This is a genomic window from Candidatus Defluviilinea proxima (assembly GCA_016721115.1).
Lineage (GTDB): Bacteria > Chloroflexota > Anaerolineae > Anaerolineales > Villigracilaceae > Defluviilinea > Defluviilinea proxima.
The window spans coordinates 3,917,406-3,943,068 of record JADKIW010000001.1; the positions used below are offsets into that span (position 1 = coordinate 3,917,406).

23 protein-coding genes and 1 pseudogene are annotated in these 25,663 nt (G+C 46.6%); 19 read left to right on the forward strand and 5 right to left on the reverse strand.

The window, feature by feature from the left end; all coding sequences use genetic code 11:
- Positions 1–90: 90 nt before the first annotated feature.
- Entirely contained in the window at positions 91–1,530 is a 1,440-nt protein-coding gene (guaB, locus tag IPP66_18145; GenBank protein ID MBK9927194.1) for an IMP dehydrogenase, read from the reverse strand.
- Between the two features lie 351 nt (positions 1,531–1,881).
- Here guaB and IPP66_18150 point away from each other — a divergent pair, with 351 nt between their 5' ends.
- The 6 genes from IPP66_18150 (at position 1,882) to IPP66_18175 (ending at position 7,900) form a co-directional block, all read left to right on the forward strand.
- Positions 1,882–3,147: an adenylosuccinate synthase gene (locus IPP66_18150; protein ID MBK9927195.1), complete on the forward strand. Its 1,266-nt coding sequence runs from the start codon at positions 1,882–1,884 to the stop codon at positions 3,145–3,147.
- Between the two features lie 310 nt (positions 3,148–3,457).
- On the forward strand, positions 3,458–4,927 hold the full coding sequence (locus tag IPP66_18155) for a hypothetical protein (protein ID MBK9927196.1): 1,470 nt from the start codon (positions 3,458–3,460) through the stop codon (positions 4,925–4,927).
- 44 nt (positions 4,928–4,971) lie between these two features.
- Positions 4,972–5,634 carry a hypothetical protein gene (locus tag IPP66_18160; GenBank protein ID MBK9927197.1) on the forward strand — a complete coding sequence of 221 codons (663 nt, stop codon included), beginning with the start codon at positions 4,972–4,974 and terminating at the stop codon, positions 5,632–5,634.
- Positions 5,631–6,026 carry a hypothetical protein gene (locus tag IPP66_18165; GenBank protein MBK9927198.1) on the forward strand — a complete coding sequence of 132 codons (396 nt, stop codon included), beginning with the start codon at positions 5,631–5,633 and terminating at the stop codon, positions 6,024–6,026. Before IPP66_18160 ends, IPP66_18165 begins: the two co-directional genes overlap by 4 nt.
- 200 nt (positions 6,027–6,226) lie before the next feature.
- A complete protein-coding gene (locus IPP66_18170; protein ID MBK9927199.1) occupies positions 6,227–6,694 on the forward strand; it encodes a hypothetical protein in 468 nt (155 codons plus the stop codon).
- A gap of 102 nt (positions 6,695–6,796) precedes the next feature.
- The gene (locus IPP66_18175) at positions 6,797–7,900 is read left to right on the forward strand and encodes a 50S ribosome-binding GTPase (GenBank protein ID MBK9927200.1); all 1,104 of its coding nucleotides are present in this window, start codon (positions 6,797–6,799) and stop codon (positions 7,898–7,900) included.
- A 153-nt stretch (positions 7,901–8,053) separates the two neighbouring features.
- On the opposite strand, the gene IPP66_18180 is transcribed toward IPP66_18175, so the two are convergent.
- The 3 genes from IPP66_18180 to IPP66_18190 all read right to left on the reverse strand — a co-directional run bounded on the left by IPP66_18180 (position 8,054) and on the right by IPP66_18190 (position 11,332).
- Positions 8,054–8,884 carry an SIMPL domain-containing protein gene (locus tag IPP66_18180; GenBank protein ID MBK9927201.1) on the reverse strand — a complete coding sequence of 277 codons (831 nt, stop codon included), beginning with the start codon at positions 8,882–8,884 and terminating at the stop codon, positions 8,054–8,056.
- 251 nt (positions 8,885–9,135) lie between these two features.
- Positions 9,136–10,644 (reverse strand): HAMP domain-containing protein, encoded by a 1,509-nt coding sequence (locus IPP66_18185; GenBank protein ID MBK9927202.1) that lies wholly within the window; start codon positions 10,642–10,644, stop codon positions 9,136–9,138.
- 1 nt (position 10,645) lies between these two features.
- Positions 10,646–11,332, reverse strand: a complete 687-nt coding sequence (locus IPP66_18190; GenBank protein ID MBK9927203.1) for a response regulator transcription factor — start codon at positions 11,330–11,332, stop codon at positions 10,646–10,648.
- A 178-nt stretch (positions 11,333–11,510) separates the two neighbouring features.
- Between IPP66_18190 and IPP66_18195 the strand changes: the two genes are divergently transcribed.
- The 13 genes and pseudogenes from IPP66_18195 to IPP66_18255 all read left to right on the forward strand — a co-directional run bounded on the left by IPP66_18195 (position 11,511) and on the right by IPP66_18255 (position 23,669).
- A complete protein-coding gene (locus tag IPP66_18195) occupies positions 11,511–12,578 on the forward strand; it encodes a WD40 repeat domain-containing protein (GenBank protein MBK9927204.1) in 1,068 nt (355 codons plus the stop codon).
- Positions 12,579–12,800: 222 nt separating this feature from the next.
- A complete protein-coding gene (locus IPP66_18200) occupies positions 12,801–13,175 on the forward strand; it encodes a hypothetical protein (protein MBK9927205.1) in 375 nt (124 codons plus the stop codon).
- A gap of 198 nt (positions 13,176–13,373) precedes the next feature.
- Positions 13,374–14,768 (forward strand): hypothetical protein, encoded by a 1,395-nt coding sequence (locus IPP66_18205; protein MBK9927206.1) that lies wholly within the window; start codon positions 13,374–13,376, stop codon positions 14,766–14,768.
- A gap of 326 nt (positions 14,769–15,094) precedes the next feature.
- Entirely contained in the window at positions 15,095–15,310 is a 216-nt protein-coding gene (locus tag IPP66_18210) for a hypothetical protein (GenBank protein MBK9927207.1), read from the forward strand.
- Positions 15,311–15,654: 344 nt separating this feature from the next.
- Positions 15,655–16,650: an aldo/keto reductase gene (locus IPP66_18215; protein MBK9927208.1), complete on the forward strand. Its 996-nt coding sequence runs from the start codon at positions 15,655–15,657 to the stop codon at positions 16,648–16,650.
- Between the two features lie 170 nt (positions 16,651–16,820).
- Complete coding sequence (locus IPP66_18220) at positions 16,821–17,627, forward strand: PhzF family phenazine biosynthesis protein (GenBank protein ID MBK9927209.1); 807 nt, start codon at positions 16,821–16,823, stop codon at positions 17,625–17,627.
- Between the two features lie 160 nt (positions 17,628–17,787).
- A complete protein-coding gene (locus tag IPP66_18225; GenBank protein ID MBK9927210.1) occupies positions 17,788–18,579 on the forward strand; it encodes a methyltransferase domain-containing protein in 792 nt (263 codons plus the stop codon).
- A 230-nt stretch (positions 18,580–18,809) separates the two neighbouring features.
- A complete protein-coding gene (locus tag IPP66_18230; GenBank protein ID MBK9927211.1) occupies positions 18,810–19,061 on the forward strand; it encodes a GlsB/YeaQ/YmgE family stress response membrane protein in 252 nt (83 codons plus the stop codon).
- 110 nt (positions 19,062–19,171) lie between these two features.
- Positions 19,172–20,119 (forward strand): D-2-hydroxyacid dehydrogenase, encoded by a 948-nt coding sequence (locus IPP66_18235; protein MBK9927212.1) that lies wholly within the window; start codon positions 19,172–19,174, stop codon positions 20,117–20,119.
- Between the two features lie 78 nt (positions 20,120–20,197).
- The gene (locus tag IPP66_18240; protein ID MBK9927213.1) at positions 20,198–21,142 is read left to right on the forward strand and encodes a pyridoxal-phosphate dependent enzyme; all 945 of its coding nucleotides are present in this window, start codon (positions 20,198–20,200) and stop codon (positions 21,140–21,142) included.
- 52 nt (positions 21,143–21,194) lie between these two features.
- On the forward strand, positions 21,195–21,599 hold the full coding sequence (locus tag IPP66_18245) for a hypothetical protein (GenBank protein ID MBK9927214.1): 405 nt from the start codon (positions 21,195–21,197) through the stop codon (positions 21,597–21,599).
- 21 nt (positions 21,600–21,620) lie between these two features.
- Positions 21,621–22,672 (forward strand): annotated as a pseudogene (locus IPP66_18250) (proline racemase family protein).
- A gap of 76 nt (positions 22,673–22,748) precedes the next feature.
- Positions 22,749–23,669 (forward strand): ornithine cyclodeaminase family protein, encoded by a 921-nt coding sequence (locus IPP66_18255; protein ID MBK9927215.1) that lies wholly within the window; start codon positions 22,749–22,751, stop codon positions 23,667–23,669.
- Between the two features lie 9 nt (positions 23,670–23,678).
- On the opposite strand, the gene IPP66_18260 is transcribed toward IPP66_18255, so the two are convergent.
- Positions 23,679–25,646 (reverse strand): cation:proton antiporter, encoded by a 1,968-nt coding sequence (locus IPP66_18260; GenBank protein ID MBK9927216.1) that lies wholly within the window; start codon positions 25,644–25,646, stop codon positions 23,679–23,681.
- Positions 25,647–25,663 lie beyond the last annotated feature (17 nt).

The following is a 25,663-nucleotide window of genomic DNA, read 5'->3' on the forward strand; positions in this document are numbered from 1 at the left end:
ATTCTTCATAAAAGATTATCCATAGCTTTTCACCTATTTAGTGAAAAGAGGCTCCCCTCCCCGCTCGTCGGGGAGGGGCTGGGGGTGGGGTTATCCTAACAATTCCACATCATGCGGACCCGACTCTTTCAAACCTGAGCCAGTCATGCGCACGAAGATAGCCTTCTCTTGAAATTCCTTGATCGTATGTGCGCCGCTGTAACTCATCCCTGATTGTAATCCTCCGATCAGTTGTGTGAGTACTTCTCTTGTCCTGCCGCGATACGGGACCGCCGCCTCAACCCCTTCGGCTACGTACTCTTCAATATCTTCGCGGGTCAGGTCATTGCCTTCGCGTTTGTTTCTTTCGATGTTCGCCGATAAAGAAGCCATACCGCGCGAGGCCTTATAGCGATGACCTCTGCGAGTCATGATCAGGCCAGGGCTTTCATCGGTGCCAGCCAACATTGAACCGATCATCACAGTTTGTGCGCCAGCCGCAATTGCCTTCGCCACATCGCCGGGCTGACGGATACCGCCGTCGGCGATGATCGGCACACCCGAGGGACGCGCGGCTTCGGCACATTCAATGATCGCTGTCAATTGCGGCACACCTGAACCAGCCACTTGCCTTGTCACACAAATGGAGCCGGGGCCCACACCCACTTTTACAGAATCCACGCCCGCATCGATCAGGCGTTTCGTTCCATCGCCAGAGGCCACATTCCCGCCGACGACCTGCGCGTCTGGAAAATGTTTATGAATATTCTTGATCATTTCGATCTCAAGTTCCGAATCGCCGTGAGCGATATCCACAACGATACAATCAGCGCCCGCACGCAAAGCGGATTCCACGCGGTGCATTTCCTTATCGCGCACGCCCACGGCCGCACCCACCGCCAGACGCCCCTTCGCATCTTTGGTTGCAGAGGGGAACTGCGTGATCTTCATGATGTCTTTCAAGGTAATCAAACCCACCACCTTGCCATCTTTATCCACGAGCGGCAACTTCTCCACACGGTATTCATGCAGTAGCCGTTCCGCATCTTTCAAAGATGTGTTTGGCGCGGCAGTATGCACTTCGCGCGTCATAATCTCAGTTACGAGCCTGTCTTCATCTTCTTCAAACAACAGATCACGGGTTGAGACAATGCCAACCAGTTTCCCAGTTTTATCCAAAATCAAAATACCGCCCGTGCCAGTTTCATCCACAATACGCTTTACATCACCCACTGTGTGCTGGTCGGTCATCGTGATGGGTTCGTCCACCACAAACGACTCCGCCTTCTTCACACGCTCGATCTGACGCGCCTGCTCAGCGATGGTCATAAAGCGGTGAATGATACCGATGCCGCCTTCACGCGCCATCGCAATCGCCATACCGCTTTCGGTCACCACATCCATGTTTGCAGAGACGATCGGCACATGCAGGGCGATCTTCTTCGTCAACCAGGTCTTCGTTGAAAGTGCTCGCCGCGAATCCACATTCGAGTACTGCGGCACCAGTAAAACATCGTCATACGTCAAAGCCACATCAGGCAAAATTTTCATGATTTCTCCTCATCAATTTTTGTGTCGCCCGAATTATAATGCTTGACGATGTCTACACATTCTTTATCTGGATGAAGAGCACGCTTCACACTTACCCCCAGCCTGCTCTTTGCAGAATCAGCCTTGGGCTACGCTGAAAGCGTCCACGCGAGAGGCAGGGCCGGGTTAAGAAAGAGGCGTTGCCATCGTTGAGATAAATGTGTCAGAGTTGGAATTCAAAAAAAAACAATCTCGCGCTGAGCGGAGAGACGAACGAAGTGAGGAGCGCAGTCGAAGCGCATGTTTCATGTAATCCTGCCCTTCGACTGCGCTACGCTCCGCTCAGGGCGAATGAAATCAAGAGGAGATATCATGACAGTAACAGCAGTGATCGGTTCACAGTGGGGCGACGAGGGCAAGGGCAAGGCCGTTGATTTTTTGGCGGAAGAGGTTGATTATGTAGCGCGTTTCAATGGCGGCAACAACGCAGGGCATACGGTCATCAATAAGTTTGGGACGTTCAAAATTCATTTGGTGCCATCAGGGATTTTCGCACAGAACGCAGTGGGATTGATCGGCGGCGGCGTAGTGGTTGACCCGCAAGTATTGCTCGAAGAGATCGAGATGTTGAATAAATCTGGCGTGAACGTGGACGGACGTTTATGGGTATCGCCGCGTTCGCATTTGATCATGCCGTATCACAAAATTTTAGATGGACTGTACGAGGAAGCCAAAGGCGCAGGCGCCACAGGGACAACCCGCCGCGGCATCGGCCCCGTGTTCGCAGACAAGGTCAGTTACAACGGCATCCGCTGGACGGACTTTGCGAGCGATGCGTTTGAGAGCCGTTTGAAAGTGCAATTGGAATTGAAGAACAAGATCATCGTGGCGCTGGGCGGCGAGGCGTTGAAGTATGAAGAGATCCGCGATACGTATCGTGCCTATTACGCGAAGGTAAAGCCTTATATCAAGGAATTGTTCACGCTCGTACAAGATGGCTTGAAAGCGAATAAACATTTCCTACTTGAACAAGCGATGGGAACCTTCCTCGATACCGATTGGGGAACGTATCCGTTCGTGACCGCTTCGACAACGATTCCCTCTGCAGCTTCGGCTGGACTTGGCATTCCTCCACGTTACATCACGAACGTGATCGGCGTGACAAAGGCTTACACCACGCGCGTCGGTGCGGGGCCGTTGCCAACAGAGATCCACGATGTTCACAGTCCAGAGTACGAATCGTTTGGTGAAGTCGCCGCCACAACGGGACGCATCCGCCGCGTGGGCTGGCTGGACTTGGAGATCGTGAAGACAGCAGTCCTCTTGAGCGGTGTGACCGAGCTGTGTCTGACGAAATTGGATGTGTTGAGCGGACTGGAAAACTTGCAAGTGTGTACCGGCTACAAACTAAACGGTCAAAAAGTGGGCTATACCGATGTAGACGCCTACGGCCTGGATAACGTTGAACTCGTCTATCAAACCGTCCCTGGCTGGAAGGAAGATATCAGCAAGGCAAGGTCTTTCGAAGAATTACCCGCCAACGCACAGAGCTACGTCAAGATGATCGAAGATGCGACGGGTGTCCCTGTGAAGTGGATTGGGGTGGGCCCTGAACGGGATGCGACGATCAGGAGATAGAAAGTAGAAAGAGGAAAGACCTGACAGGTTTACTAAGAGCCACGATTAACCAAGTTCGATACCGTTCAATGGCATCAGCTCGACTCTCGTGACGATAAAACCTGTCAGGTCTCGATTCCATAGTTAGTTTTTTTTCTTGTTGGGGTGTTTTAGTGATGTTCGACACGTTGACCTGTCTATACCCGATGTTTATAATCTACTTATCTGGTTTTAACTCAGTACAGTCTAAACTTCTATTTTCCGAAGTCAATAGGTGTTTGGTTAGCAATGTAAGATGAATTTTAAAAACTATTCACTATGAGGGCAAAGCATGACTGACCGAAGAAATGTAAGCGGTATAAGTGATCATAAATTAAGAAAAGGCGCACTCGTTACCCCGCTAAATGCAGGTGCAGGAGATAAACTACTGCTAAGTTCCTGGACAAAGGAAAGAATGCCGGAATATCTCTGGTTAGGTTTGATTTTGTTGAGATATGGCAGGAAAAGCGGGGTCGAAAAAGCTGGAAGCATATTGTTTGAAATATCAAGAAAAATTGAAACCCTTTCTCAACCACGGCTATCGAAGATTTTTGGTCTTTCAGACGATGAACAAAAATTAGTTTATGAAATAATTTGTAGGCACGTTGATAAAGATGTTTTGGCACCCTTGACAATTTTATACCCGAGCAGGCTATATCCACTATTCAATGACTATTTCTTCGTTTCACACTTATTAGTGGAAGATCGAATTAATACGATATCCGAAGCGATCAAATTGTTTTCCCCGCATCAGTCTAACGAAGCCACTGATCTGCGATTCTTGGCACTAAGTCTAATGCTTTTTGGTGGCAAAATACACTTTGCGGAAGGAATGAAAGCAGCCATAACAGCACTTCAAGAATATCCATATACTGATCACGAAGACGAGAAAATGAGAATGTATCGTCCTACAGTCAGGAGTATGGAAGGAATGAACTTTGAAGAAGAAAAAGCTGATTTTTCTTCTAAATTCTGGAGAGATTTTGGAATGCTTACACCTTGCAACCCAATAAGAATCGAATTTCCTGAGAATACGACAGATTACAAGGAATTTGAAGAGGATTGTCAGAAAGTCCTGGAGTATGTTTTTGACTCAAATAAGGAAAAGTCCCTCACTGAAGATAAATTTGGCGTAATTCTTGGATCAATCAATTATGCACGGAAAATCTTCTCTGAGATTAGCGACAATTCTTTGGGAAATAGCATACTTGGACGACATGGAATTAGGACCATCATTGAAGTCTATATCATACTAAAGTACTTGCTGAAGAAAGAGTCTGAAAAGCGCAAGATATGGGAAGAATATAAACTATATGGCGTTAGCAAATATAAACTTGTCCTTTTAAAGGCAAGGGAGAGCAATTCCATAGATATGACATCCCATTTTTCGTTACCCTTTGCCGAAGCACTCGTGAATGAAATTTTATGGGAGGAATTTATTGATGTTGATTTGAACTACTTTGATAAACAAGGGATTAGAGATAAAAGCATAGATGTTGGAGAAAAGGAGCTATATGATCTTTTCTATGACTATGATTCAAGTTATGCTCACGGCTTATGGGGCGCCGTTAGAGAAAGTTCTATGCTTCACTGCAATAGTGCAAACCATCAATTTCATGCTGTGCCAGACATTTACGACAATCAAAATCTGCCAGACGTGAAATCAGATAGCTACAAGATCATGATATTGTTGTACACACTTTTAGCTGGGCTCTACGATATTCCTGCCTGGTTCGCAGATAAATATTTCGTTGCAAAATGAAATCGCCAACGCTAATCAACATCAATCACTCACAGAAAGAATACTTGGAACTCCTGCTCCAATACAAGACAGATGTCCAAGCTGATGATTTGTCTGTAACAAGAATGTGCGCTTTGCTAGATGAAGTGAAGTGTTTTTGGCTAAAGCAACTTAAGTCAATCGAATTGGAGTTGGCAGAATTAGCGGAAAGTCAAACATGTTTTGCCCTAACCGGAGCCATCTTTCTAAATGTTTCTGACAATGAACACTACTTTTTCAAATCACTTGGCGATTGTCACATAATTCCTGATCCATTTTCACGGCTTGAAATGTTCTTCAGACATCCTCAAGAGGAGATTAATCTCGCGTTTACTGTTGATTACTTTAAACAGGCGTTTTTTGACACCTTGGAAATTCTCACAACCTATAAGGGCCATTTTTATGTATTGCCCATTCGAGAAATAGCTATTGAAGATCCGGAAAAACATCGTGAGTTACTCGATATGTTTTTCTGGAGATTTATATCAAACGCATTTGATGGCGAATTCAGGAACCATGAAGATTTTCACAAAAAATATAAGAATTTTCAGGAGATAGAAGCGGGATTAAATAGCTACGTCCAGGAACACTTAGTTTTCAATGATTTGGGTGATATTGATCTATCTTTGATGGAAAGAGTAAAAAATATAGTAGTCAATACACAAATATTTCATCAGGCTTTGAAGTGAAATCAGATGTCTCGATGTTTTTGCTTGCCACTTTCTCTTATATCGCACAAATTGCAGATATATTGTACGTGTGCTCGGTTCTCAGAATTAACCCTTATATAAGGTTTGGCATAACATTCACATACTTCACCTTAGTTATGAATGTTTTTATCGAGGATGAAAACTTGAGGAATATGATTGAAAAAACGCTGGTTTCCCATATCTTCTATAAAGTAACCGATGGAAGCAGCTTTGAAAACATATCTTTTTTCGAGTATTGCAAGCGAGTAGAGGAAAAGTCTTTGCTTAACTCAATTCTCGAAAAAATGAAGGACAAGGAAATTGATATTTTCGAGGACGGTACATCCAAAATAGTCCAAATCATTAAAGAAGAATTTGATGCAATACTTTAGGTTGAATCGCTTTTCAGGTTGTAGTTTGTGGTATGGGCAACAACACACCCCAAAAAGCGTGCGCTAGATACAGGGGATTCTGCGCACACCCCAAGCAGTTTTCATGCCCTTAGCCTTTTTCTGGTTGGGCGGCTTCACCGTCCCGCCCCAACTCAGGTAACGCGAGCCGCTAGGTACTGGTAATTCAGAAAGAAATATTCATGTTACTTCGTGATGGTATCACTCTATCCAAAAAGCACCAAACTTGTTTTCGGGTATTCCCTTATTTCTTTCGCCCAGTGCTTAATCACTTTTACTTTTTGAAAGATGGTTGCGGATTTCTAAAGCCGAAACTTGACACATGGAAAAATGAAGGTGTAGTCGAGTTTAGGTCGAAAGACATCCGAGTTCTTGTTGAATACATGAGTCCGAATTGGATTGGGGTTTGTTTTCAGAAAATCAATGTTCCTGGCAAAGTTTATGAACATAGGCTTTTTGAAGTTTTAGGCATAGCATATGATGTGAATTTGGCGAAAGTCAGCCAGGAGACACATTATCAAGAGGCAGAGAAAGAGATTCAGGAAATGGAAAAGGCTATCGAGAAACCTATTGAGTATTTGAGTAACATCATCAAAGATAACAGCGAAAAGATTTTTTCGTATTTGAGAAATTCCAGTAGTCTTGCGTAATCAAGTTAGCTTCTTTACAGTTAGTTTTTCTATCAACAACAAAGCGTGTACTATGCCCAATCACTATCTTTCATAAACGCTATGTATAGGAGTAATCCAAACATGAAACTTGAAAATGATTTTGCCGAACTACTAAAACAGAAATTAGAGGAAGCTCTAAAGCGACGAGGCAGTGTGAACATAGTAGTCGCTGGCAAAACAGGCGTTGGGAAAAGCACGCTTGTGAATGCTGTATTTCAGGGTAACTTGGCAGAGACTGGTGATGGACGTCCCGTTACTAAAACCACAAGAGAAATTAAGAAAGAGGGTATCCCCCTCAGTATATTTGATACTCGTGGATTAGAGATAAGCGAGTACAAGGATACTGTTCAGGAACTTGAAAAGCTTATACAAGATAGACGAAAAAGCGAAGACCCTAATCAACATATCCATATAGCATGGGTCTGCATTATGGAGGATTCTCGTCGTGTGGAAGATGCGGAAATAAAACTTGTAGAAATGCTGGATAAATACATTCCAGTCGTAGCAGTAGTCACAAAAAGCATGGCCGATAATGGTTTTCGCCAAAAAGTACAAGAGATCCTACCCCAAGCTCGAAATACAGTTAGAGTCCTCGCCAAAGAAACGGTTCTCGACGGCGGACACAAGATACCAACAATGGGTCTTGAAAACCTTGTAGAACTCACTATGACTTTAGTGCCGGAGACTCAGCGAGACGCACTTGCCGCAGCGCAACGCATCAGCTTAAATCACAAACTACAAAGAGCACATGCGGTAGTAGCCAGTGCCGCGCTTTCTGCGGGCGGGGCTGGCGCGGCTCCCCTTCCCTTTTCTGATGCGCTTGCAATTATTCCTATTCAAGTATCAATGCTTGCGGGTATCAGCGCAGTTTGGGGACTTCCCATATCAACAGGATTCTTGGGAACTCTTGTAAGCGGCGCTATCACTGGCTCTGCCGGCACAATAGTAGGGCGTGCCACCGTCGGTGCACTACTAAAGCTGATACCGGGGGTTGGTTCAGCGGTAGGTGGCGCAATAAACGCAGGTGTAGCCAGCACTTTAACTACTGCATTTGGAGAGGCATACATAGCGGCACTGTCTGTGCTTACTAAAGATAATCCAGACCGCATACCTACGGCGGAAGAAATCCGAGATGAATTCATGCGCCACTTGCGATCTCCTAAAACCAAGCAAGAGGCTGGCTAACAAAACACGATGCAACTGTCTTGAATATCAAGGCCGGTTCTTGGTTTATATGGGAAAGTGAAGCAAAATCTCTAGGTCAGCCCTAACATCGGCAAACTATATAAAAAATCAGGCAGTCCTTTTGTGACTGCCTGATTTTTATTGTTCCAGCTTTTACTTCAACCCAAACGAAGCATTGATCTCCGCGCGGATGGAAATCTGCCCCGCGTTCAGTGGACCGTCATCCAGCGTGGACGATGCCCCTCCTGACGGCGCAATATTCTGGACCGAGTTTTGCGTCATCAGGTTTTGATTGGAGCCGTAGCCGTACCACCCCCAGCCTCCATAATAGAAATTGGACTGGGTATTCTCGTTAATGGTCAGGATGCAACTCACGCCAGTCCCTGCGGCGGTAGAGAGAGCGTCCGCTTTTTCTCTGGCGGCTTTCATCGCCATGTCACGTGCCTGATCGCGGTACTTGCGCAGTTCACTGGTGTAGAACTGGACGTCCACTACTTGATTCGCACCTGCCTGAAAGGCAGCGACAATTGCATCATTGGCTTTGCTTGCATCGCGCATTGTGACTTCGACAATGTTGTAGATGCGATAGCCTTTGATATTGAGCGAGTCATAATCTTCATACAACGGTTCGATGGTGTACCAATCGGTGGCGATGTCCTTTGAGTCAATGCCCAATGCCTTCAACGCTTTGACAACCTGACTGATCGTGGCGGAGTTCTTTGTCTGCGCTTCTTTTGCGGACTTACCGTTCGATTGCACTCCCAATTTGATGAGGGCACGGTCGGGCGTCACATTGACGACTGCCACGCCGCTGACTTGAATGGAACGAGACGCGTCACAGGTGGATTGCGTTGATTGAATTGGTTCGGCGGTTGGGGTGGATGCGGCGGCATGGACGTTGAAACTTGGTAGATAGACACTGGAAAGGATAAAGACCAACGTGCAGGCGAGAACGGTTTTGATGATGGTTGAAAACTGTTTCATGGGAATCTCCTATTGTGCAAGCGGTATCTTGCTCAACATGATATTCCCGCAACGTGGCAGGGATGTGTCAGAATGTAGGCAATCGAAGTCTGCTTTAGGGTTCAAATGAATCTTTACAAGTGGGTTGAAAAATAAAACCTGACATCCCCCAATACCTAACCACGGAGACACAAAGACACTGAGAAATCTTTTAAAAATCTCCGTGACTCAGTGTCTCCGTGGTTAAAAACAGATTGCAGGAAATACTCAGTTTATGAGGCTCTTAACCAGATAGTGAAGGTTGTCCCCTTGCCTTCAATACTTTGCACATTGATCTTCCCGCCGTGGGCAGTGACCAGTGCACGGACGATGGCAAGCCCCAGCCCTGTGCCGCCGCTGATTCGGTCACGGGAGGTTTCAACGCGGTAAAAGCGATCAAAGAGGAATGGCAGATGTTTCGCGGGAATACCTGTCCCTTGGTCGCTGACCGAGCATTCGACTCCGCCGTCCTTTGGTCCGACTGTGACAGTGACCGTTGAGTGTTCTGGCGAGTGACGGATAGCATTGCCCAACAGGTTATCGAGAACTTGCGAGAGGCGGTCTGGGTCGGCAGAGACCATTAGAGGGTGCGTCGCACCAGACTCGGTGGAAGAATCTAAATCGAGTGGACTCTGCTGGTTCAATGGAAAAAGTTCACCCGTAAGGTGCGACGCACTTAACACTTTCAACCCCACATGTTGACGCGCGGCAAGCAGGCTCATGTTTTCACAACGCATGCGCGCCAACTCGATCAAATCCAAGGTTTGTAGATTCAACTGAAGCGCACCTGCATCTGCACGGGTCAACACGAGCAAGTCATTGACCATGCGGATCAAACGGTCCGTTTCGCGCATCATGGAAGTCAGCAAGGGAGTGCGCCCTTCAAGATCGTCGAGCGCACCGTCTTCGAGAGTCTCGATCGTGCCTTTGATGACCGTGAGCGGAGTCCGCAATTCGTGCGTGACATCGGCGATGAACGCTTTTTTTGCTTCGTCCGATTGACGCAAGCTTTCAGCCATCTCGTTGAAGGTTTGGCTGAGGCTGTGAAGTTCAGAAACGTCGCTGTTCGCTGGCACGCTTTGCTTAAGGTCACCTTTTGAAATAGCAACAGCCGCTTTCGCCAACCCCTCCAGCGGAGTTGCGATCTTGCGCGCCAACAATCCACCTGCGATGCCAGCCAGCAAGACGGCAATCGCAACAGCGCCGAACAATTGCCAGATCATCTTTGCTGGTAAACCGCCCGAAGGCAAAGGTGTGGCGATGTACACAATGCCCGTGATCGCGCCTGCAGAGTTTTGAACAGGTGCGGCGGCATACAGCACTTGTTGATTTCCGATCACTCGTCGCACTGAGGTGGCAGGAATCCCTTTCAGCGCTGATTCAATTTCGGGGCGCTGGACCAGCTCACTGGGCGAAATGGACGCGTCCTGTTCCACAAGAGGCAATTGGATCGCATCCGAAAGAGGCAATCCCACAAGGACGGCACCGCTATCCCCGATCAAGCGCGTGTGAATACCGGGCATCACATTCGAAGTTTGCGAATACGGTTCAGCGGGTTGAGTCGGCAAAGTTGCATCCTGCAAGCCAGCGGCGATGAGCCTTGCCTGCGCCAAAAGATTTTCGCGTTGGGTATCCACATACAATTTGCTGACCGTCAGCCATGCCAGCGCGACGGCAAGCGACATGCCAAGGATCAACACGATCAAATAATTGAGAGAAAGGCGTGTGCGAATGGATTGCATGTCAGTTGATCCGATAGCCAAGCCCGCGCACCGATTCGATGCAATCGGCTTCGGGAGCCACCGCGCGGAGTTTGGCACGCAGACGTTTGACGGCGCTATCCACCGCGCGCGTATCACCGACATATTCATACCCCCAAGCCTGTTCCAACAAACGTTCACGCGTCAGGACTCGCCCTGGGTTGATCAGCAGACGATGGAGCAGGTCAAACTCGAGGCGGGTCAACTCAATGGACGTATCCCCGACAACGAGGGAGCGCCGCTCGACATCCATCAGCAAATTCCCAGGTCCACGCAACAACGTGGACGGTTCAACATCACCGTCTTTTTGTGCGCGGCGCAAGACGGCTTTGATACGCGCCATCAACTCGCGGACACTGAACGGCTTGGTGATGTAATCGTCTGCACCGATCTCGAGTCCGAGCACACGGTCGATCTCTTCGCCGCGCGCCGTGATCATAATGATCGGCACATCGCTAGACTTGCGCAATTCGCGGCAGACATCGAGTCCGTCCACTTCAGGGATCATCAAATCCAGCAGGATCAGATCGGGCTTATATTCGCGGGCAAGGCGCAACGCCTCGCGCCCATCCCCCACCGCCTGCACATCATACAGGGACTTGCGGAGATTGTAGGCGATCAAATCCGTGACAGACGGTTCATCATCCACAATGAGAATGCGGTGTGACATGTGCGTAGCATATCATGAATTTGTGGCAGGATTGTGTCAGTGGAGAAGGCATCTCCTTCGGAGGAAGGTGTGCCTTGTTTGGCTGTTTTAGTGATGTTCAGCACGTTGACCTGTCTATATCCCGTGTTTACAATCTATTTAACGGTGCCATATAATCCATAGTTGGGCGTTTAGCAATATGATTTCACAAAAAGAAAAAATACTCCTACTCACAAATATCTTCTTCTGCCTATTCCTCTATGGCTGTTCCCCAAAAGCGCCGTCTCTACTAGGGGAATGGTTTACAGGGAATTTACATGATATTGCTTGGAGTCCAGACAATAAAATATTTGTAGCAAATTACTGGATAGATGGTGATGACTCAAACAGTTATGTTCAAGCATTCAGCGTGCAGTCACTCGAAAGTATTTGGGTTGCCAATAAAAGTTTAGCATCAGATGTTACTTTTACACCCGATGGTCAATATACCGTCGAGTCCAATGAGTTCGCCCCATATTTTTATTGGCGCAGCATTGAAAACGGCGAAATAGTGCGTCAAGGTGACATTACAAGTCCAAATCAAATTAATAGTGAAACTTGCAATGGTGGCGGGGGCATCATAGTAAATAGTCTGCAAAAAAACACCGCATTGATTGCAAATTACCTTGACCTTATCGGACCAAGTTGGGGCACAAATAACACCATTGTAATTCGCCAATTAGATTTAGATACGGGAAAATGTAAAAATCTTTTCAATTATCAAGGTACTTTCGACTTATTCGACCTCAATTCCAATGGAACTATTCTTGCCTATGGTGGCGAAGGTAAAGATGATTCAGTTATTCTTTGGGATGTAGAAAAACAAGAAAATATTTGCCGTATCCCACAAGTAGAATTCGGGCGGTTTATCCCCAACCAGAACACATTAGCAGTTATTAGACAGCAAAAAATTGTTTTTATTGACGCTACAGAGTGTAAAGAAATAAGAGAGTTAAATATATCGCCCGAATCTGATTATGAAAATTATTTAGCATTCAGCCCAGATGGAAAGAGTTTTGCCATTGCACGAGAAAAAATCGAAGTCAGAAATATACTTTCAGGTGAAATCCTAGCGCAAATCCCTTTTCCTGATAAGGCAGTTCCTAATTCAAGTAAATTATTCTTAAGTGGAATTGAATTTAGTCCTGATGGAAAATATCTTTTAATTTCTTATTTTCCTTTGGATAGTGCCTACAATGGTCAAATTCAACTTTGGCAATTACAATGAGTCGCAAATCTCAAAAACGCCCAACAAAGCATACTCTGCTATGTCCATCTTCAAAGACACTACCTGACGCTGGGGATTCTGCGGCAATTTCAAGCAGTTTTCTACACCTGAGTCTTTTTGTGGCTGGACAGTTTCGCCGTCCCTGCTCTGGTGCGGGTAACGCAATCCGTTGGCCCGCTGCCACCAAGACCTAACTAAAGTAAAGTTGAAGCATATATAAACATGAAAACTAATAACCCTTTTGGTTTTGATAATGTAGTTTCTACCATTGCTGGATTAGGCGCCCCTGGTCTAGTACTATTTGTGGCAATGGCAATTTCAGGTTGGGCAGGTGCAGCGGCAATTACTGCTGCACTTGCCGCATTAGGCGGGCCTTTCGGTATGTTAGGCGGAATTGCTTTTTTAGGGGTTTTGGCTTTGATGTCCAAAGGATTAACTGAGTTTGGGTTAGAGAAGATTTTTTTTGCTGTAATAAACCGCATGGAAAAAGATGGTCAGTCGAAGGAAAGCATTTATCAACAGATAAGCAAGTATCCAATATCGAACACCCTGAAAAGAAAAGTGCGGGATATGCTCTTTGGCAACAACGATGATTAGGCAACAACTATCTGACAAGAATAATGATGAAACTTGTGTAGCTTTACTTTTTTCAATTTAGCATTTTTCTGGCTGGACGGCTTCGCTGTCCCTGCCTTAGTGCGTGTAAAGCAATCCGTTGGCAAGAGCCTACTAATTGAACAAGGTTATAAATAAGTAGTCAATATTTATATTAGGGAAACCCAAAAGAAATTCTCAATGAAAATAAAACCATTTTCTTATCTTTGTTTTTTGACAACAGTGATTATCTCTCTGACCGCTTGTGGGTCTAGCGCGCCTATACCAGCAACAATTAACGCAACACCAACTTCTACCAAAAATCAGATTGTTGCGTCGCCTATTGACACAGTTACATATCCGCCTTTACCTACATTCGTTCCGCTTCCTACATTTGTTCCGATTCCATCTCCCACTCCTCTTATCAATAGTCAACTGGTCGATTATTGGTTAACGCAATACGCTCTGGCTACACCAATTAGGACACCCGTTGCACAAATGAAACACAATAGCCCTAGAGTTTACACAACAAATGGCAACGTATATTTTCAGGATAGCAGCGGAAAGGCAATACAAATAACTGATAATGGAAAAGACCAATATCCCATTCTTTCAGATGACTGGCAAAAGATTGTTTTTTATCGTGGGGATAATTATGATAGCTTATACTCTATAAATGCGGATGGAAGTAATGAACGACTGCTTATAACGAGTAAATCGCTTCCCTCTCTTAGTCAAGGGGAAATAAAAGCTCCGACCTTCAAGCCCAACACACATTATTTGCTATTTAATACATATCTTTGCAACCCAAGACCTACTGGACAAAGTTACAACGCTCCTGATTGCACGGTCAGTATTTATGGGGTTGACGCTGACACAGGGGACTTTTTAACTCAGATTGCCGGAGGATTAAGCGGAAATACAATGCACTATCGTAATTTTATGGTTTCACCTGATGGGCAATATATTTCTGTGGCTTCATCAGGGCATATAAGTATATATCGCGGTAGCGATATATACTACCAGAATGCCGTTGTTTACAATATCACTCAACCAGCTGAATATTTACCAAGACAGTTCTGGCTTCCCGATTCAAGCGGATTATTGGCGATTGTTGCTACAGATAAATATAATGAGCGAGGAACTCCTTCATGGAGTTATGCTGTTTACCGCTATAAGTTGGGTGAAACCGCTATTCAAATACCACTTGATAAAACCATCGTAAGAACACAAGGCGATACTTCATGCGTTTCCCCAGACAGAAACTGGATATTGTTTGCAGGTACAGATATAAATAGTGGTCAATGGGGTGACCTTCAGGGATATTATCTTGGGAATCTTAACAATGGTCAAACACGACCTTTCACATTTTATGGATTTCCTTGGGATTGTGTGTGGAGTCCAGACAATAAGCATTTTGTTTCTTATGGAAACTTATCCTTTAGTTTTATAGTCCCCGTGGATGGCTCTTTACCCATTCCTATTAATGGTTTATTCTTGGAATGGATTGACAATATACACTATTATTATGAAACCTACGAGAATGGTAAAGTAGATTCAAGGAAAGTTTATGTTGGAGAAATCACTGATAACTAGGTTTGCAAATAAATGCTGTGCTTGTAAAATCAAGTCAATGAAAGGCTGGGGGTTGGTTTTTAGGTAGTACGCCTTGCGCCCTTCGGCTCTTGCCAACACAGCGTGCACCTGAAGCTGGGGGGGCTGCGGCAATTTCAGGCAGTTTTCTACGCCTGAGTCTTTTTCTGGCTGGACGGCTTCGCCGTCCCTGCTCTGGTGCGGGTAACGTAAGCTGTTGGGCAGTTTGAACTCCTTTATGTCGGCTCCAGGACAATCGCAAATGTTGATCTTGTCCTGTGATAAAGAATGATAAATGTTTTGGATTATATAGAATACAGGAGGCAGTAATGCGCAAGGGTCAATGTCCCAAGTGTGGTTCGAGCAATGTGTTTACCAAGAAGGATGGTATTAATTATGGCGCATTCGAAATCGTCATATCGTTTTTGGTGGCCCATTCACCCGCCAATGACTACATCTGCACCGACTGCGGTTACTTTGAACGTTACATCGACGACCAACCGAAACTGGTAGAAGTCGCCCAGAAGTGGCAGAAAGTAAGGTAGGTTAGGCTACGCGGTCAGATAGGCAAGATTTTGTTCTGTTGATCGGGTCACTCTCAGGTATGGGCTATAAAAACCTATGAGAAAAGATGGTTCGATGGTGGTCCGTTGATATATGGATATCGGACACATTATCAGTAATGTCATTAGCAAAAATCACGATCAAATAACTGCCCAACACCGCACGCATTGGACGCTGGGGCGCTTCATGTGCGCAAACCTCAAGCAGTTTCCTACGCCTAAGCATTTTTCTGGTTGGACGGCTTCGCTGTCCTGCCTTAGTGCGGGTAACGCAATCCGTTAGCAAACGAAACTGTTCACATGTCATAATAAAAATTGGAGACCCTATGTTCAAACGACGTTTAGGACGCAGTAATCTTGAAGTAAGCGCAATGGGATTAGGTTGTTGGGCAATTGGCGGACCCTGGGACTGGCTTGAAGCAGATGGCAGTAAGGAACCCGATGGTCTGGGACAGGTGGATGACGCAGAATCGGTCCGCGCCATTCACTACGCACTCGAAAAGGGGATCAACTTCTTTGACACAGCTGCCAATTATGGTTGCGGACATAGCGAGAGAATACTTGCCAATGCAATTGCAGGGCGCCGCGATAAAGTTATTCTCGCAACGAAGTTTGGCTATGTTGTAGATGAAGAAAAACATACCGTTACAGAAACGGAAGATATCGTCAGTCGCATCCATCAAGAATGTGAAACCAGCCTGCGCAACTTACAGACCGACTATATTGACCTCTATCAATTTCACGTGGGCAATTACCCGACAGAGAAAGCCGCCGAAGTACGTGACATGCTAGAAACGCTGGTGGATGAAGGCAAGATCCGCTGGTATGGCTGGAGCACTGATAATGTTGAAGAAGCGCGTGTATTTGCGCAAGGTCAACATTGCACATCGATTCAGCATAGGTTAAATATGCTAGGCGGCGCACCTCAAATGCTGGCGGTCTGTGAAGAACATGATCTGGCTAGTATCAACCGATCCCCCTTCGCTAGCGGCATATTGACAGGCAAGTTCAACCCGGACACCACCTTCCCTAACGATGATGTCCGAAGCACTTGGAGTTTACGTACTGAGCAGGCAACGCAACTCCTCCAACGGATTGATGCGGTACGAAAATTTCTCGCTGACACTGGTGAAACACGAACCCTAGCTCAGTTTGCCCTCGCCTGGATATGGACTCACAATGATCGGACGATCCCTATCCCTGGCTTCAAGACCGCCACCCAAGTGCGAGAGAATATTCAGGCGATGGAATATGGTCTGTTGAGTAAAGAACAAATGAAAAAAATTGATGAGATATTTGAACGTCCATCAATTATCTCGTAGTGTAATGATTATCCGCCCAACACCGCGTGCGCTTGACGTTGGGGCGCTTCGTGTGCGCACATCTCAAGCAGTTTTCTGCGCCTCAGCCTTTTTCTGGCTGGATGGCCTCGCCGTCCCCGCTCTGGTGCGGGTAACGCAAACCGTTAGACGTCGATAGTGTGAGAAAAACAATGAAATTAGATGCTTATGTTATAAACGCTTTTACAGAAAAAATTGGGTGCGGCAATCCCGCTGGAGTAGTCTTATCTCAAGAAAATCTATCAGAAGAACTGATGCAGAAAATTGCATTTGATATAAACAAATCAGAAACGGCTTTCATAACAAAAACCGATGCGACCAATTACAATATTCGTTGGTTTGCGCCTTTGAAAGAAGTCCCTATTTGTGGGCATGCTACACTGGGAGCTTCAAAAGTAATATTTCATAAAAACCCCAATTTAATGAAAATAAATTTTCATTACAAAGATGGGACAATTACTGCGCATCAAGACGAAGAAGGAAATATCGCAATGTTGTTTCCGTTAGATGAATATAAAAGAATTGACATAGAAGCAGAATTCTATGATTTCTTTAACTTGAAAGATATAAAAGATGGCATTTACGGAATTAATACAAAAAAAGTGATACTAATCATTGACAAGGCGATTGATTTAAGGAAAGTAGAGCCAAATTTCCAAAAGATGAAAGAGAGCAAAGGAAAAAGTGAACATGGTATTGGGATAACAAAGCTATCAGAAGACTATGACTTTGAAAGCAGGTATTTTAATCCCTGGTATGGAGTTGATGAAGACCCAGTTACAGGCTCTGTTCATACAGTATTGGCAAACTATTGGAGCAAACAGTTAAATAAAAACAATTTGGTTGCATACCAAAATTCGCAACGACCAGGCAAGTTATGTCTGGCAATAGATGCTGACAAAAAAGTTGAAATAAAAGGGAATGCCAAAATATTCATCGAGGGTCATATCCTTGTTTAGTGCACATCCATCGAGCGCAGAAAACGCCTAACAAAACATGCACCTGACGATGGGAAGCCAAGTATCAATGCACTTTGGCTGGACGGCTTCGCTGTCCCAGCCTTAGTGCGTGTAACGCAATCCGTTAGCCGCTATCTTCCAGAGTAAAGAAGGGAAAGCAATGTCTACAACTGCAACCGAGTTTGATAGCAAAATCACAAGGTGGAAGCAAGAAATGGATTTGCCCTGGGCAAAATTGAAGTACAAATTAGGGCAATCCAATTTATCAAAACATCTTGGGCAAAATCAGATGAAAATTCTCGATGTAGGCGGCGGAAATGGTCTTGACGCAATTCCATTTGCAAAGCAAGGTCATCACGTGGATATTGTTGACTATTCACAAGAAATGCTTGCGGATGTTCAAAACCAAGCCGTTCAAGGAAATATTCAAGAATACATCACAACTCATTTGACCGATGTAAAAAATATTTCCGATTTGTTCTCTGATGGTCAATTTGACTTAATTCTGTGCCACAATGTTCTTCAATACGTTGATGATGTCCCCTCACTTATCAAAAACTTCTCAAAGTTACTCAAACCTGATGGGGTAGTTTCTATCATTAGCATTAATCGGTTTTCAACACCGTATCATGCCGCATTTTTGTATAATGACCTTACAGAAGCGCTTGCTCAGCTCAACACTCGAACAACAAAAGCCAAAATATTTGACGCAGTTATGACGAATTATTGTGCGGATGAAATCGAAGAACTGTTAGAAAATGTAGGCGTTATTCCAGAAGCTGACTACGGTATTCGTTGCTTATGTGATTACTGGGGAGATAATGAGCGCAAATCAAATCCTGTGATTTTCGAGCAAATTGAACGCCTTGAATGTGCTCTTACGGAACTTCATCCGTACAAACTTTTGGCTCGTTATTTCCAAGTTGTTGCTCGAAAGGCAAAAAGCGACTAACAAAGCACGCACTAGATGTTGGGGGGTCTGTAGCGTTTTCAGGCATTTCGCGAAGTACCTGCACATCATACATACAGAGGCTTGCGGAGATTGTAGGCGCTCAAATCCGCGACAGACGGTTCATCATCCACAACAAGAATGCGGTGTGACATGTGCGTAGCACATTATGAATTTGTGTCAGTAAGCTTTATAATCCACCTTCGTTCAACATTTTTTATTCGGAGGCACACATGGTTAACTTCATTATCTGGATCATCTTCGGTGCGCTGGCAGGTTGGGTCGCCAGCATCATCACAGGCAAGAACCGCAAGATCAACGGTGTTGCCAATGTCGTTCTCGGTATGTTCGGTGCCTTTGTCGGCGCGGGCATCATGAACACGTTGGGTATGCCCGTCCCTACAGGGTTTACCATCACAGGCTTTCTAGTCGCTGTGGGAGGTTCGGTAGCCTTGATCGTCGCCATGGGGCTGATCCGCAATTAACATACCATCAACGAACAAAGAGCCATGCAGGTATTGCATGGCTCTTTGTTTTATATACTGACAGGGTCGCCCCTGCGACGAATTCCCTGATGCCTGTGTATAATTCCCCCATGCCCAAACTCCTTCTCCTTACAGATAACACAACAGAATATATCGACCTCCTCAAACAGGCAAACCTGCCAGACCTTGAGATCTTCACTGAATTCAATCCAGAGTGCGATATCGTCTTTGGCGGCACAGGCAAGATCAGAAAAGTCTTCCATGATCTCCCCAATCTAAAATGGGTGCAGACCATGTCGGCAGGTGTGGAATGGTTAATGGACCCGTCCCTGCGACGAGATTATGTGCTGACGAACGCAAAGAACGTCTTCGGTGAGTCCATGTCTGAGTATGTGTTCGGATATATGTTGTATTACAAGAAGCGCATCGCCGAACGGCAAGAAGCACAACACAAAAAACAATGGGACGAGCAAGATGGCGGCGTACTGCGCGGCAAAACACTAGGCTTGATCGGCGTTGGCTCCATTGGCTCACATATCGCCATGACAGCCAAGCATTTCAAGATGAATGTCTGGGGGTATACACGGGGAAGTGAGACAAGTACACATGTAGATCGATATTTTCATCCTAACAATTTGGAATCCGACAGCTCATTGCACTCGAAGGGTGTGCTGTCGTTTGCCAAAGGCTTGGATTATCTCATTGTCGTTCTCCCCAAAACAGACGGCACCACCAGCATTGTCAACGCCGAAGTGCTTAATGCCCTTCCCCATCACGCGCTTCTCATCAACGTTGGGCGGGGCAACGCCGTGGACACATCCGCTTTGCTGGAAGCGCTCACGCAAAACAAGATCGCAGGTGCGGTGCTCGACGTCACAGAACCGGAGCCGTTGCCTGAAGAGCATCCCTTCTGGACAGCGCCAAATCTCCTGCTCACGTTTCACACATCCGCAATGAGTTACCCTGAAGATATGGTGGGGTTATTTGTTGAGAACTATAAGCTTTACATCGAAGGTAAACCACTGAAGCATCAAGTTGATTTTGAAAGAGGATATTGATTTTCGATCATGGACCAATGACAATGGACGATAGATAATGGTCTACCGTCTTTGGTCCATGGTCAAGAGGAATTTATCATGACCGTCACCCTCACCCACATCCAGCAAGCCGCAGAACGCATCAAACCATACATACATCGCACACCAGTCATCACGAACGAAAGTCTCAATCAACGCGTCGGCGCACAGGTCTATCTCAAATGCGAGAACATGCAAAAAGTTGGCGCATTCAAATTTCGTGGCGCATGCAACGCAGTCTATTCATTGAGCGATGACGAAGCCAAACGCGGAGTCTGCACTCACTCATCAGGCAATCACGCACAAGCACTCGCACTCGCGGCACGCATGCGCGGCATCCCTGCCTATATCGTCATGCCAAGCAATGCGCCCCAGGTCAAAAAGGATGCGGTCGCTGGCTACGGCGGACAGATCACCTACTGCGAGCCGACTCTTGAAGCGAGGGAAAGTACCTTGGAACGGATCAGACTGGAGACAGGCGCCAACTTCGTCCATCCATACAATGACGAACGCGTCATATCTGGACAAGGAACTGCTACTCTCGAGTTGCTTGATACTATCCCAAGCCTAGACGCCGTCATCACCCCCGTAGGCGGAGGTGGACTCTTGAGCGGCACATCCATCGCCGCAAAAGGACTCAACCCCAAAGTCCGTGTGATCGCCGCCGAACCCGAAATGGCAGACGACGCCTTCCGCTCCATGCAGGCAGGCAATATCATTCCGTCTACAAATCCAAAGTCCATTGCCGATGGCCTGCTCTCTTCGCTCGGACCAATAGACTTCCCCATCATCCAACAAAACGTCGAGCAGATCGTCACTGTCAGCGAGCAGGGCATCATCGCCTCAATGAAGTTCATCTGGGAACGTGCCAAGATCATCATCGAACCATCTGCCGCAACTGTTATCGCAGTGCTGTGGGAAAAGAAGATCGATCTCTCTGGTCTGAAAGTTGGCGTCATCCTCAGTGGCGGCAATGTAGATTTGAATAAGTTGCCGTGGCAATAAGCCAGACCTCCGAGTTCTTGAAGAACTCGGAGGTCTATCAAGGACACCTTCAATGGTTGCCGAATTATCACGAGACGAGTTCTTACAAAAAATTCAGTTCATGGACCTACAGGCTGGAGAATGGCTGACTGTTTGTTTGGTAATCACAGAGAGCCTACATGAACTAAACATCCCCGATTCAGAAGTGGATGAAGTCATCGAATTGGGCAGGCAGGCTTTCTTAGGTTTTCAAGAAGGATTCTTCGTCCGCATGGGATGGACAGAATACATTGCATGCATAAAAGATGAAAAAGAAAATGCTATTATGCTTGTAGATAAAAAAATAAGTGAGATAACACTGAAAAATAAACATTGTGGTCTGTGGAAATACAACATTGCAAAAGTTGCGGGGAATCCGTCCCATAAAATATGGGAAGTGGAGTGGAAAACCAACAAAGGTGTCCATTATAAAGATTGAACATGAGCATTGGAGGAAACTATGCGCATCACCAACATGATCACAGCCATTGACCTGCACGCCTGCGGCGAGCCAGGGAGAGTCATCACAGGCGGAGTGCTGGATGTCCCTGGCAAAACAATGTTTGAGAAAATGAAATACTTCGAGAAGAATCTCGATAACCTACGTCTGCGCATGTTGCGTGAGCCACGCGGATACCCTGCACTGTGCGCCAACATCATCATGCCACCCACTCACCCCGATGCAGACGCAGGCTTCATCATTATGGAGCAGACTGAATACCCTCCTATGTCTGGGACAAACACCATCTGCGTGGCGACAGCACTTTTAGAGACGGGCATGCTCCCGATGAAAGAACCAGTGACCGAGTTCATTCTTGAAGCGCCAGCAGGATTGGTGGGAATCCGTGCAGAGTGCAAGGACGGCAAGGTCACACAGGTCACGTTCAAGAATGTCCCTGCATTTGCCTGCATCTCGATGTGAACGTGGAAGTCCCCACGCTCGGCACAGTCAAAGTGGATGTGGCTTGGGGTGGGATGTTCTATGCGATTGCTGATGCAAGTCAATTTGACCTACAACTAACACCCGATGAAGGCAAGGATATCACTCGTATTACAGAGATGGTCAAGACTGCAACAGCAGAACAATATCCTGTGGTGCATCCTGATAACCCCGAGATCACAGGTCCCACCATCGGACAACTCTCCGCGCCGCCGACACATCCACAAGCACACCGTAAGAATGTGGTCACCGTCTCAACGGGCAAACTCGATTGGAATAAACCATCCACATGGACAGGCGTCATTGACCGCTCGCCGTGCGGCACAGGCACATGCGCCAAAATGGCAACACTCTACGCACGCGGTCAACTTGGATTGAATCAAGATTTCATCCACGAAGGGATTCTGGGAACACTCTTTACAGGTCGGCTCATTGAAGAGACACAAGTCGGTACATACAAAGCCATTGTCCCCACCATCGGCGGCACGGCATGGATCACTGGCATCAATCAATTCGTCGTTGACCCCAGTGACCCGTATCCCAACGGGTTTACAGTTGGAGATATTTGGTAGTTAGACCATAGACGATGGACGATAGACCATCTCTGCCATAGTCCATCGTCCACGGTCAATCGTCAAAGGATTTTCCATGCTCATCCTCTCTCGAAAAGAAGTAGAACAACTCCTCAACCCACACGAACTCCTCACCGCGCTTGAAGATGGATTCAAAGCCCTCAGCGCAGGCCAGCTGGACGTGCCGCCGCGCAACCAAGCCATCGCACCGAAAGGCGTACTCGTTGGCATGCCCGGGCGAAACATGTCCGTCAAACTCGTCACCGTCTTTCACGAGAATCAAACCGTCCCAGCCCATCAAGCCACCATCACCCTCTTCGACTCGGACACAGGCACACCCCTCGCCTTCATGGATGGCGAACACATCACCGCCATGCGCACCGCCGCAGGCGCGATCCTTTCCATCAAACATCTCGCACGCGCAAACAGCAAATCGCTCGCCATCATCGGCGTGGGAGTGTTAGGTCATGCGCATTTAAAGATGATTGAGACTCTGGTCGGCATCGAAAAGATTTGGATCGCTTCGAGAAACCTTGCTCACGCCCAAGCCTTAGCCGCCCACGACTCACGCGCCCATGCAGTTGATTCTGTCCGAACAGCCGTCTCCCAAGCGGATATCGTCTGCTTATGCACATCCTCGCTTGAACCCGTTATTGAATCAAAGTGGCTCAAACAGGGAGTACATATCTCGTCTGTTGGCTATCGTCCGCCGGGAGGCGAGTTGCCGAGAGATGTCGTGGAAGCAAGTCGTATCTTCGTTGAATCCAAAGTTGCATTCAGCGATCCGCCTGTTGGATGTTCTGAGTTGCAAGGGCTGAACCCAGAGACAGGCACGGAGTTGGGAGAAGTTCTATCGAAACAGCGAGCCGGTCGAACGTCTGAAAAAGAGGCGACGCTTTATAAGTCCATGGGGCATGCCATGGAAGATCTAGTTGCAGCAAATTTGGTCTATCAAAAAGCGATCAGACAAGGGGCTGGAAAAGAGATCCCGTTTTGATCGCAATAGCTATTTATCGAAGTGCAGAATCGCCAGGTTGCCATCAAAGGATTTAGCGAGTTGTTCGGGTAGGTTGCCTAATGTATCCGCAACACGTTTACGGGAGCCAAAACCAGGCACAACAATGAAGTTATCGATACTTTCCTGTTCGAGTGCAGCGGGTTTCAGCTGATCGACAAGAGGCTCAATACTGACTGGGTGATCTGAGTCAAGGGAAGTCAGCAACGCTTCAGCGGCCTGCAAGTAACTTTTGTCAGGGCGTAACACAAGAGGAATCCCAAGAGATTTTGCCAACATCAGGTTCGCTTCCAACATACGGCGCAGAACGATCAATGGAACAGCTTTTGCAGGGATGATAAATATGACTCGTTGCATACTATTCAATGGCAATTCAAGCTTGCCGATCATGACAGGTGTATCGGAACCCCAAACAACTTCATCCAATACAGAACCAAGCACGTTCTCGCGTAGTGTACGTCTGCCGCGCCACCCCATAAGGATCAGAGATGCACTTGTCTCATTTGCCGTATGGAGGATTCCCTGCGCATGCGAGGCCGCAATACGCGGTATGAGTTCAAGCTCAGTTTCGGGGTCGTTTAACGCTTCGTAGACACGACCGAGCATATCTTTATGGATATGAAAACTGCTATCGTTGGCAAGCCCCATATCACGTGCAACGCTGACAGCAAGGACCTTTCCGTTAGATTGGCGGGCAAGCAAACTCGCCAACATGACAAGCCCTTCAGCCTGCTTCACGTCTGCAATCGGTACGAGGATCCTGCCAAAGAGAGGGATATGCCCATTGTCCACATCAGCAACACGCAGGGTAGGAGCGAAGCGCTGGACGATGAGAGGAGATGTGATCGAAGTGAGGAGGATCATCAAGATCGCGGCATTGAAAAGGGTGGTATCAAAAAGTCCAGTATTTAATCCGATCACAAGAGTTGGGATCGTCACTGCGGCTTGCGCATGGGATAGACCATACACGGTCCAAAATTCTGAGCGAGTGTATTTGTATATTTTTGCAGTAACCCACGCCGCAACGAGCTTGGAAACATAGGCGACAATGGTCACGCCAATAGCAACAATGATCGTCTGTGGACTCTTGAGGAACGTAAGCGGGTCTGTGATAAGGCCACTGTATAGAAGAAAGATGGGGATAAAAAATGATTCGCCAATGAAAAGCACATGCCCCGTAACAGGACTGTGACGAGGAAGCATGGAATTGACCGCCAGCCCTGCGATGAATGCGCCGACAACTTCATGAACGCCAATAAGTTCAGCGGTGAAAGCTGCAACAAAAAGGGCCACGATCACAAATTGGAACTCGAGGGCACGTCCTGTCAATTTTTGAAAAATGAGTTTGCCAAGACGAGGCAAACCAAAAATAATCGCGGCCGTAAAAATAGTCAACATGACAAGGAGTTGAATAAAATAGCCGACCGAAATACCGTCTCCTGATTTTGCGCCGAGGACAACTGCAAGGACAATGAATGCGCCAATATCGGTCAGAACGGTCGCGCCTGTAGTCACAGCAATCGCTTCATTGCGTGTGACACCAAGTTTGGTGAGGATGGGAAATGCAATGAGTGTGTGCGATGCAAAAGCAGAGCCCAGCAAAATCATGCCAAGCCAATCAAGGCCAAGAATGTAACCAAGCCCCATGCCCATGAGTTGAGGAAATGTGAACGTGATTATGCCAAAGACCAGTGCACGGGTGCGTACTTTCATGAACTGGTTGATATCCACTTCCAAACCCGCACTGAACATGAGGTACACCAACCCAATCGTGGAAAGGAACTGGATACGGTCATTGTCCTGCAAAAGACCGAAGCCATGCGGGCCGATGAGCATACCACCAATAATGATGCCCACAATGCCAGGCAATCTCACACGCTCAGAAAGCAATGGCGTGATGAGGATGATCGTCATAATAAGCAAAAAGAATCCAACTGGCTTATTGAACAATTCAAGCATAAATAACTCCTGAGTTT

Coding starts and splice junctions, on each gene's coding strand:
- guaB (MBK9927194.1), bottom strand. CDS start 1,530: ATGAAAATTTTGCCTGATGTGGCTTTGACGTATGACGATGTTTTACTG.
- IPP66_18150 (MBK9927195.1), top strand. CDS start 1,882: ATGACAGTAACAGCAGTGATCGGTTCACAGTGGGGCGACGAGGGCAAG.
- IPP66_18155 (MBK9927196.1), top strand. CDS start 3,458: ATGACTGACCGAAGAAATGTAAGCGGTATAAGTGATCATAAATTAAGA.
- IPP66_18170 (MBK9927199.1), top strand. CDS start 6,227: ATGTTACTTCGTGATGGTATCACTCTATCCAAAAAGCACCAAACTTGT.
- IPP66_18175 (MBK9927200.1), top strand. CDS start 6,797: ATGAAACTTGAAAATGATTTTGCCGAACTACTAAAACAGAAATTAGAG.
- IPP66_18180 (MBK9927201.1), bottom strand. CDS start 8,884: ATGAAACAGTTTTCAACCATCATCAAAACCGTTCTCGCCTGCACGTTG.
- IPP66_18185 (MBK9927202.1), bottom strand. CDS start 10,644: ATGCAATCCATTCGCACACGCCTTTCTCTCAATTATTTGATCGTGTTG.
- IPP66_18190 (MBK9927203.1), bottom strand. CDS start 11,332: ATGTCACACCGCATTCTCATTGTGGATGATGAACCGTCTGTCACGGAT.
- IPP66_18195 (MBK9927204.1), top strand. CDS start 11,511: ATGATTTCACAAAAAGAAAAAATACTCCTACTCACAAATATCTTCTTC.
- IPP66_18200 (MBK9927205.1), top strand. CDS start 12,801: ATGAAAACTAATAACCCTTTTGGTTTTGATAATGTAGTTTCTACCATT.
- IPP66_18205 (MBK9927206.1), top strand. CDS start 13,374: ATGAAAATAAAACCATTTTCTTATCTTTGTTTTTTGACAACAGTGATT.
- IPP66_18210 (MBK9927207.1), top strand. CDS start 15,095: ATGCGCAAGGGTCAATGTCCCAAGTGTGGTTCGAGCAATGTGTTTACC.
- IPP66_18215 (MBK9927208.1), top strand. CDS start 15,655: ATGTTCAAACGACGTTTAGGACGCAGTAATCTTGAAGTAAGCGCAATG.
- IPP66_18220 (MBK9927209.1), top strand. CDS start 16,821: ATGAAATTAGATGCTTATGTTATAAACGCTTTTACAGAAAAAATTGGG.
- IPP66_18225 (MBK9927210.1), top strand. CDS start 17,788: ATGTCTACAACTGCAACCGAGTTTGATAGCAAAATCACAAGGTGGAAG.
- IPP66_18230 (MBK9927211.1), top strand. CDS start 18,810: ATGGTTAACTTCATTATCTGGATCATCTTCGGTGCGCTGGCAGGTTGG.
- IPP66_18235 (MBK9927212.1), top strand. CDS start 19,172: ATGCCCAAACTCCTTCTCCTTACAGATAACACAACAGAATATATCGAC.
- IPP66_18240 (MBK9927213.1), top strand. CDS start 20,198: ATGACCGTCACCCTCACCCACATCCAGCAAGCCGCAGAACGCATCAAA.
- IPP66_18245 (MBK9927214.1), top strand. CDS start 21,195: ATGGTTGCCGAATTATCACGAGACGAGTTCTTACAAAAAATTCAGTTC.
- IPP66_18255 (MBK9927215.1), top strand. CDS start 22,749: ATGCTCATCCTCTCTCGAAAAGAAGTAGAACAACTCCTCAACCCACAC.
- IPP66_18260 (MBK9927216.1), bottom strand. CDS start 25,646: ATGCTTGAATTGTTCAATAAGCCAGTTGGATTCTTTTTGCTTATTATG.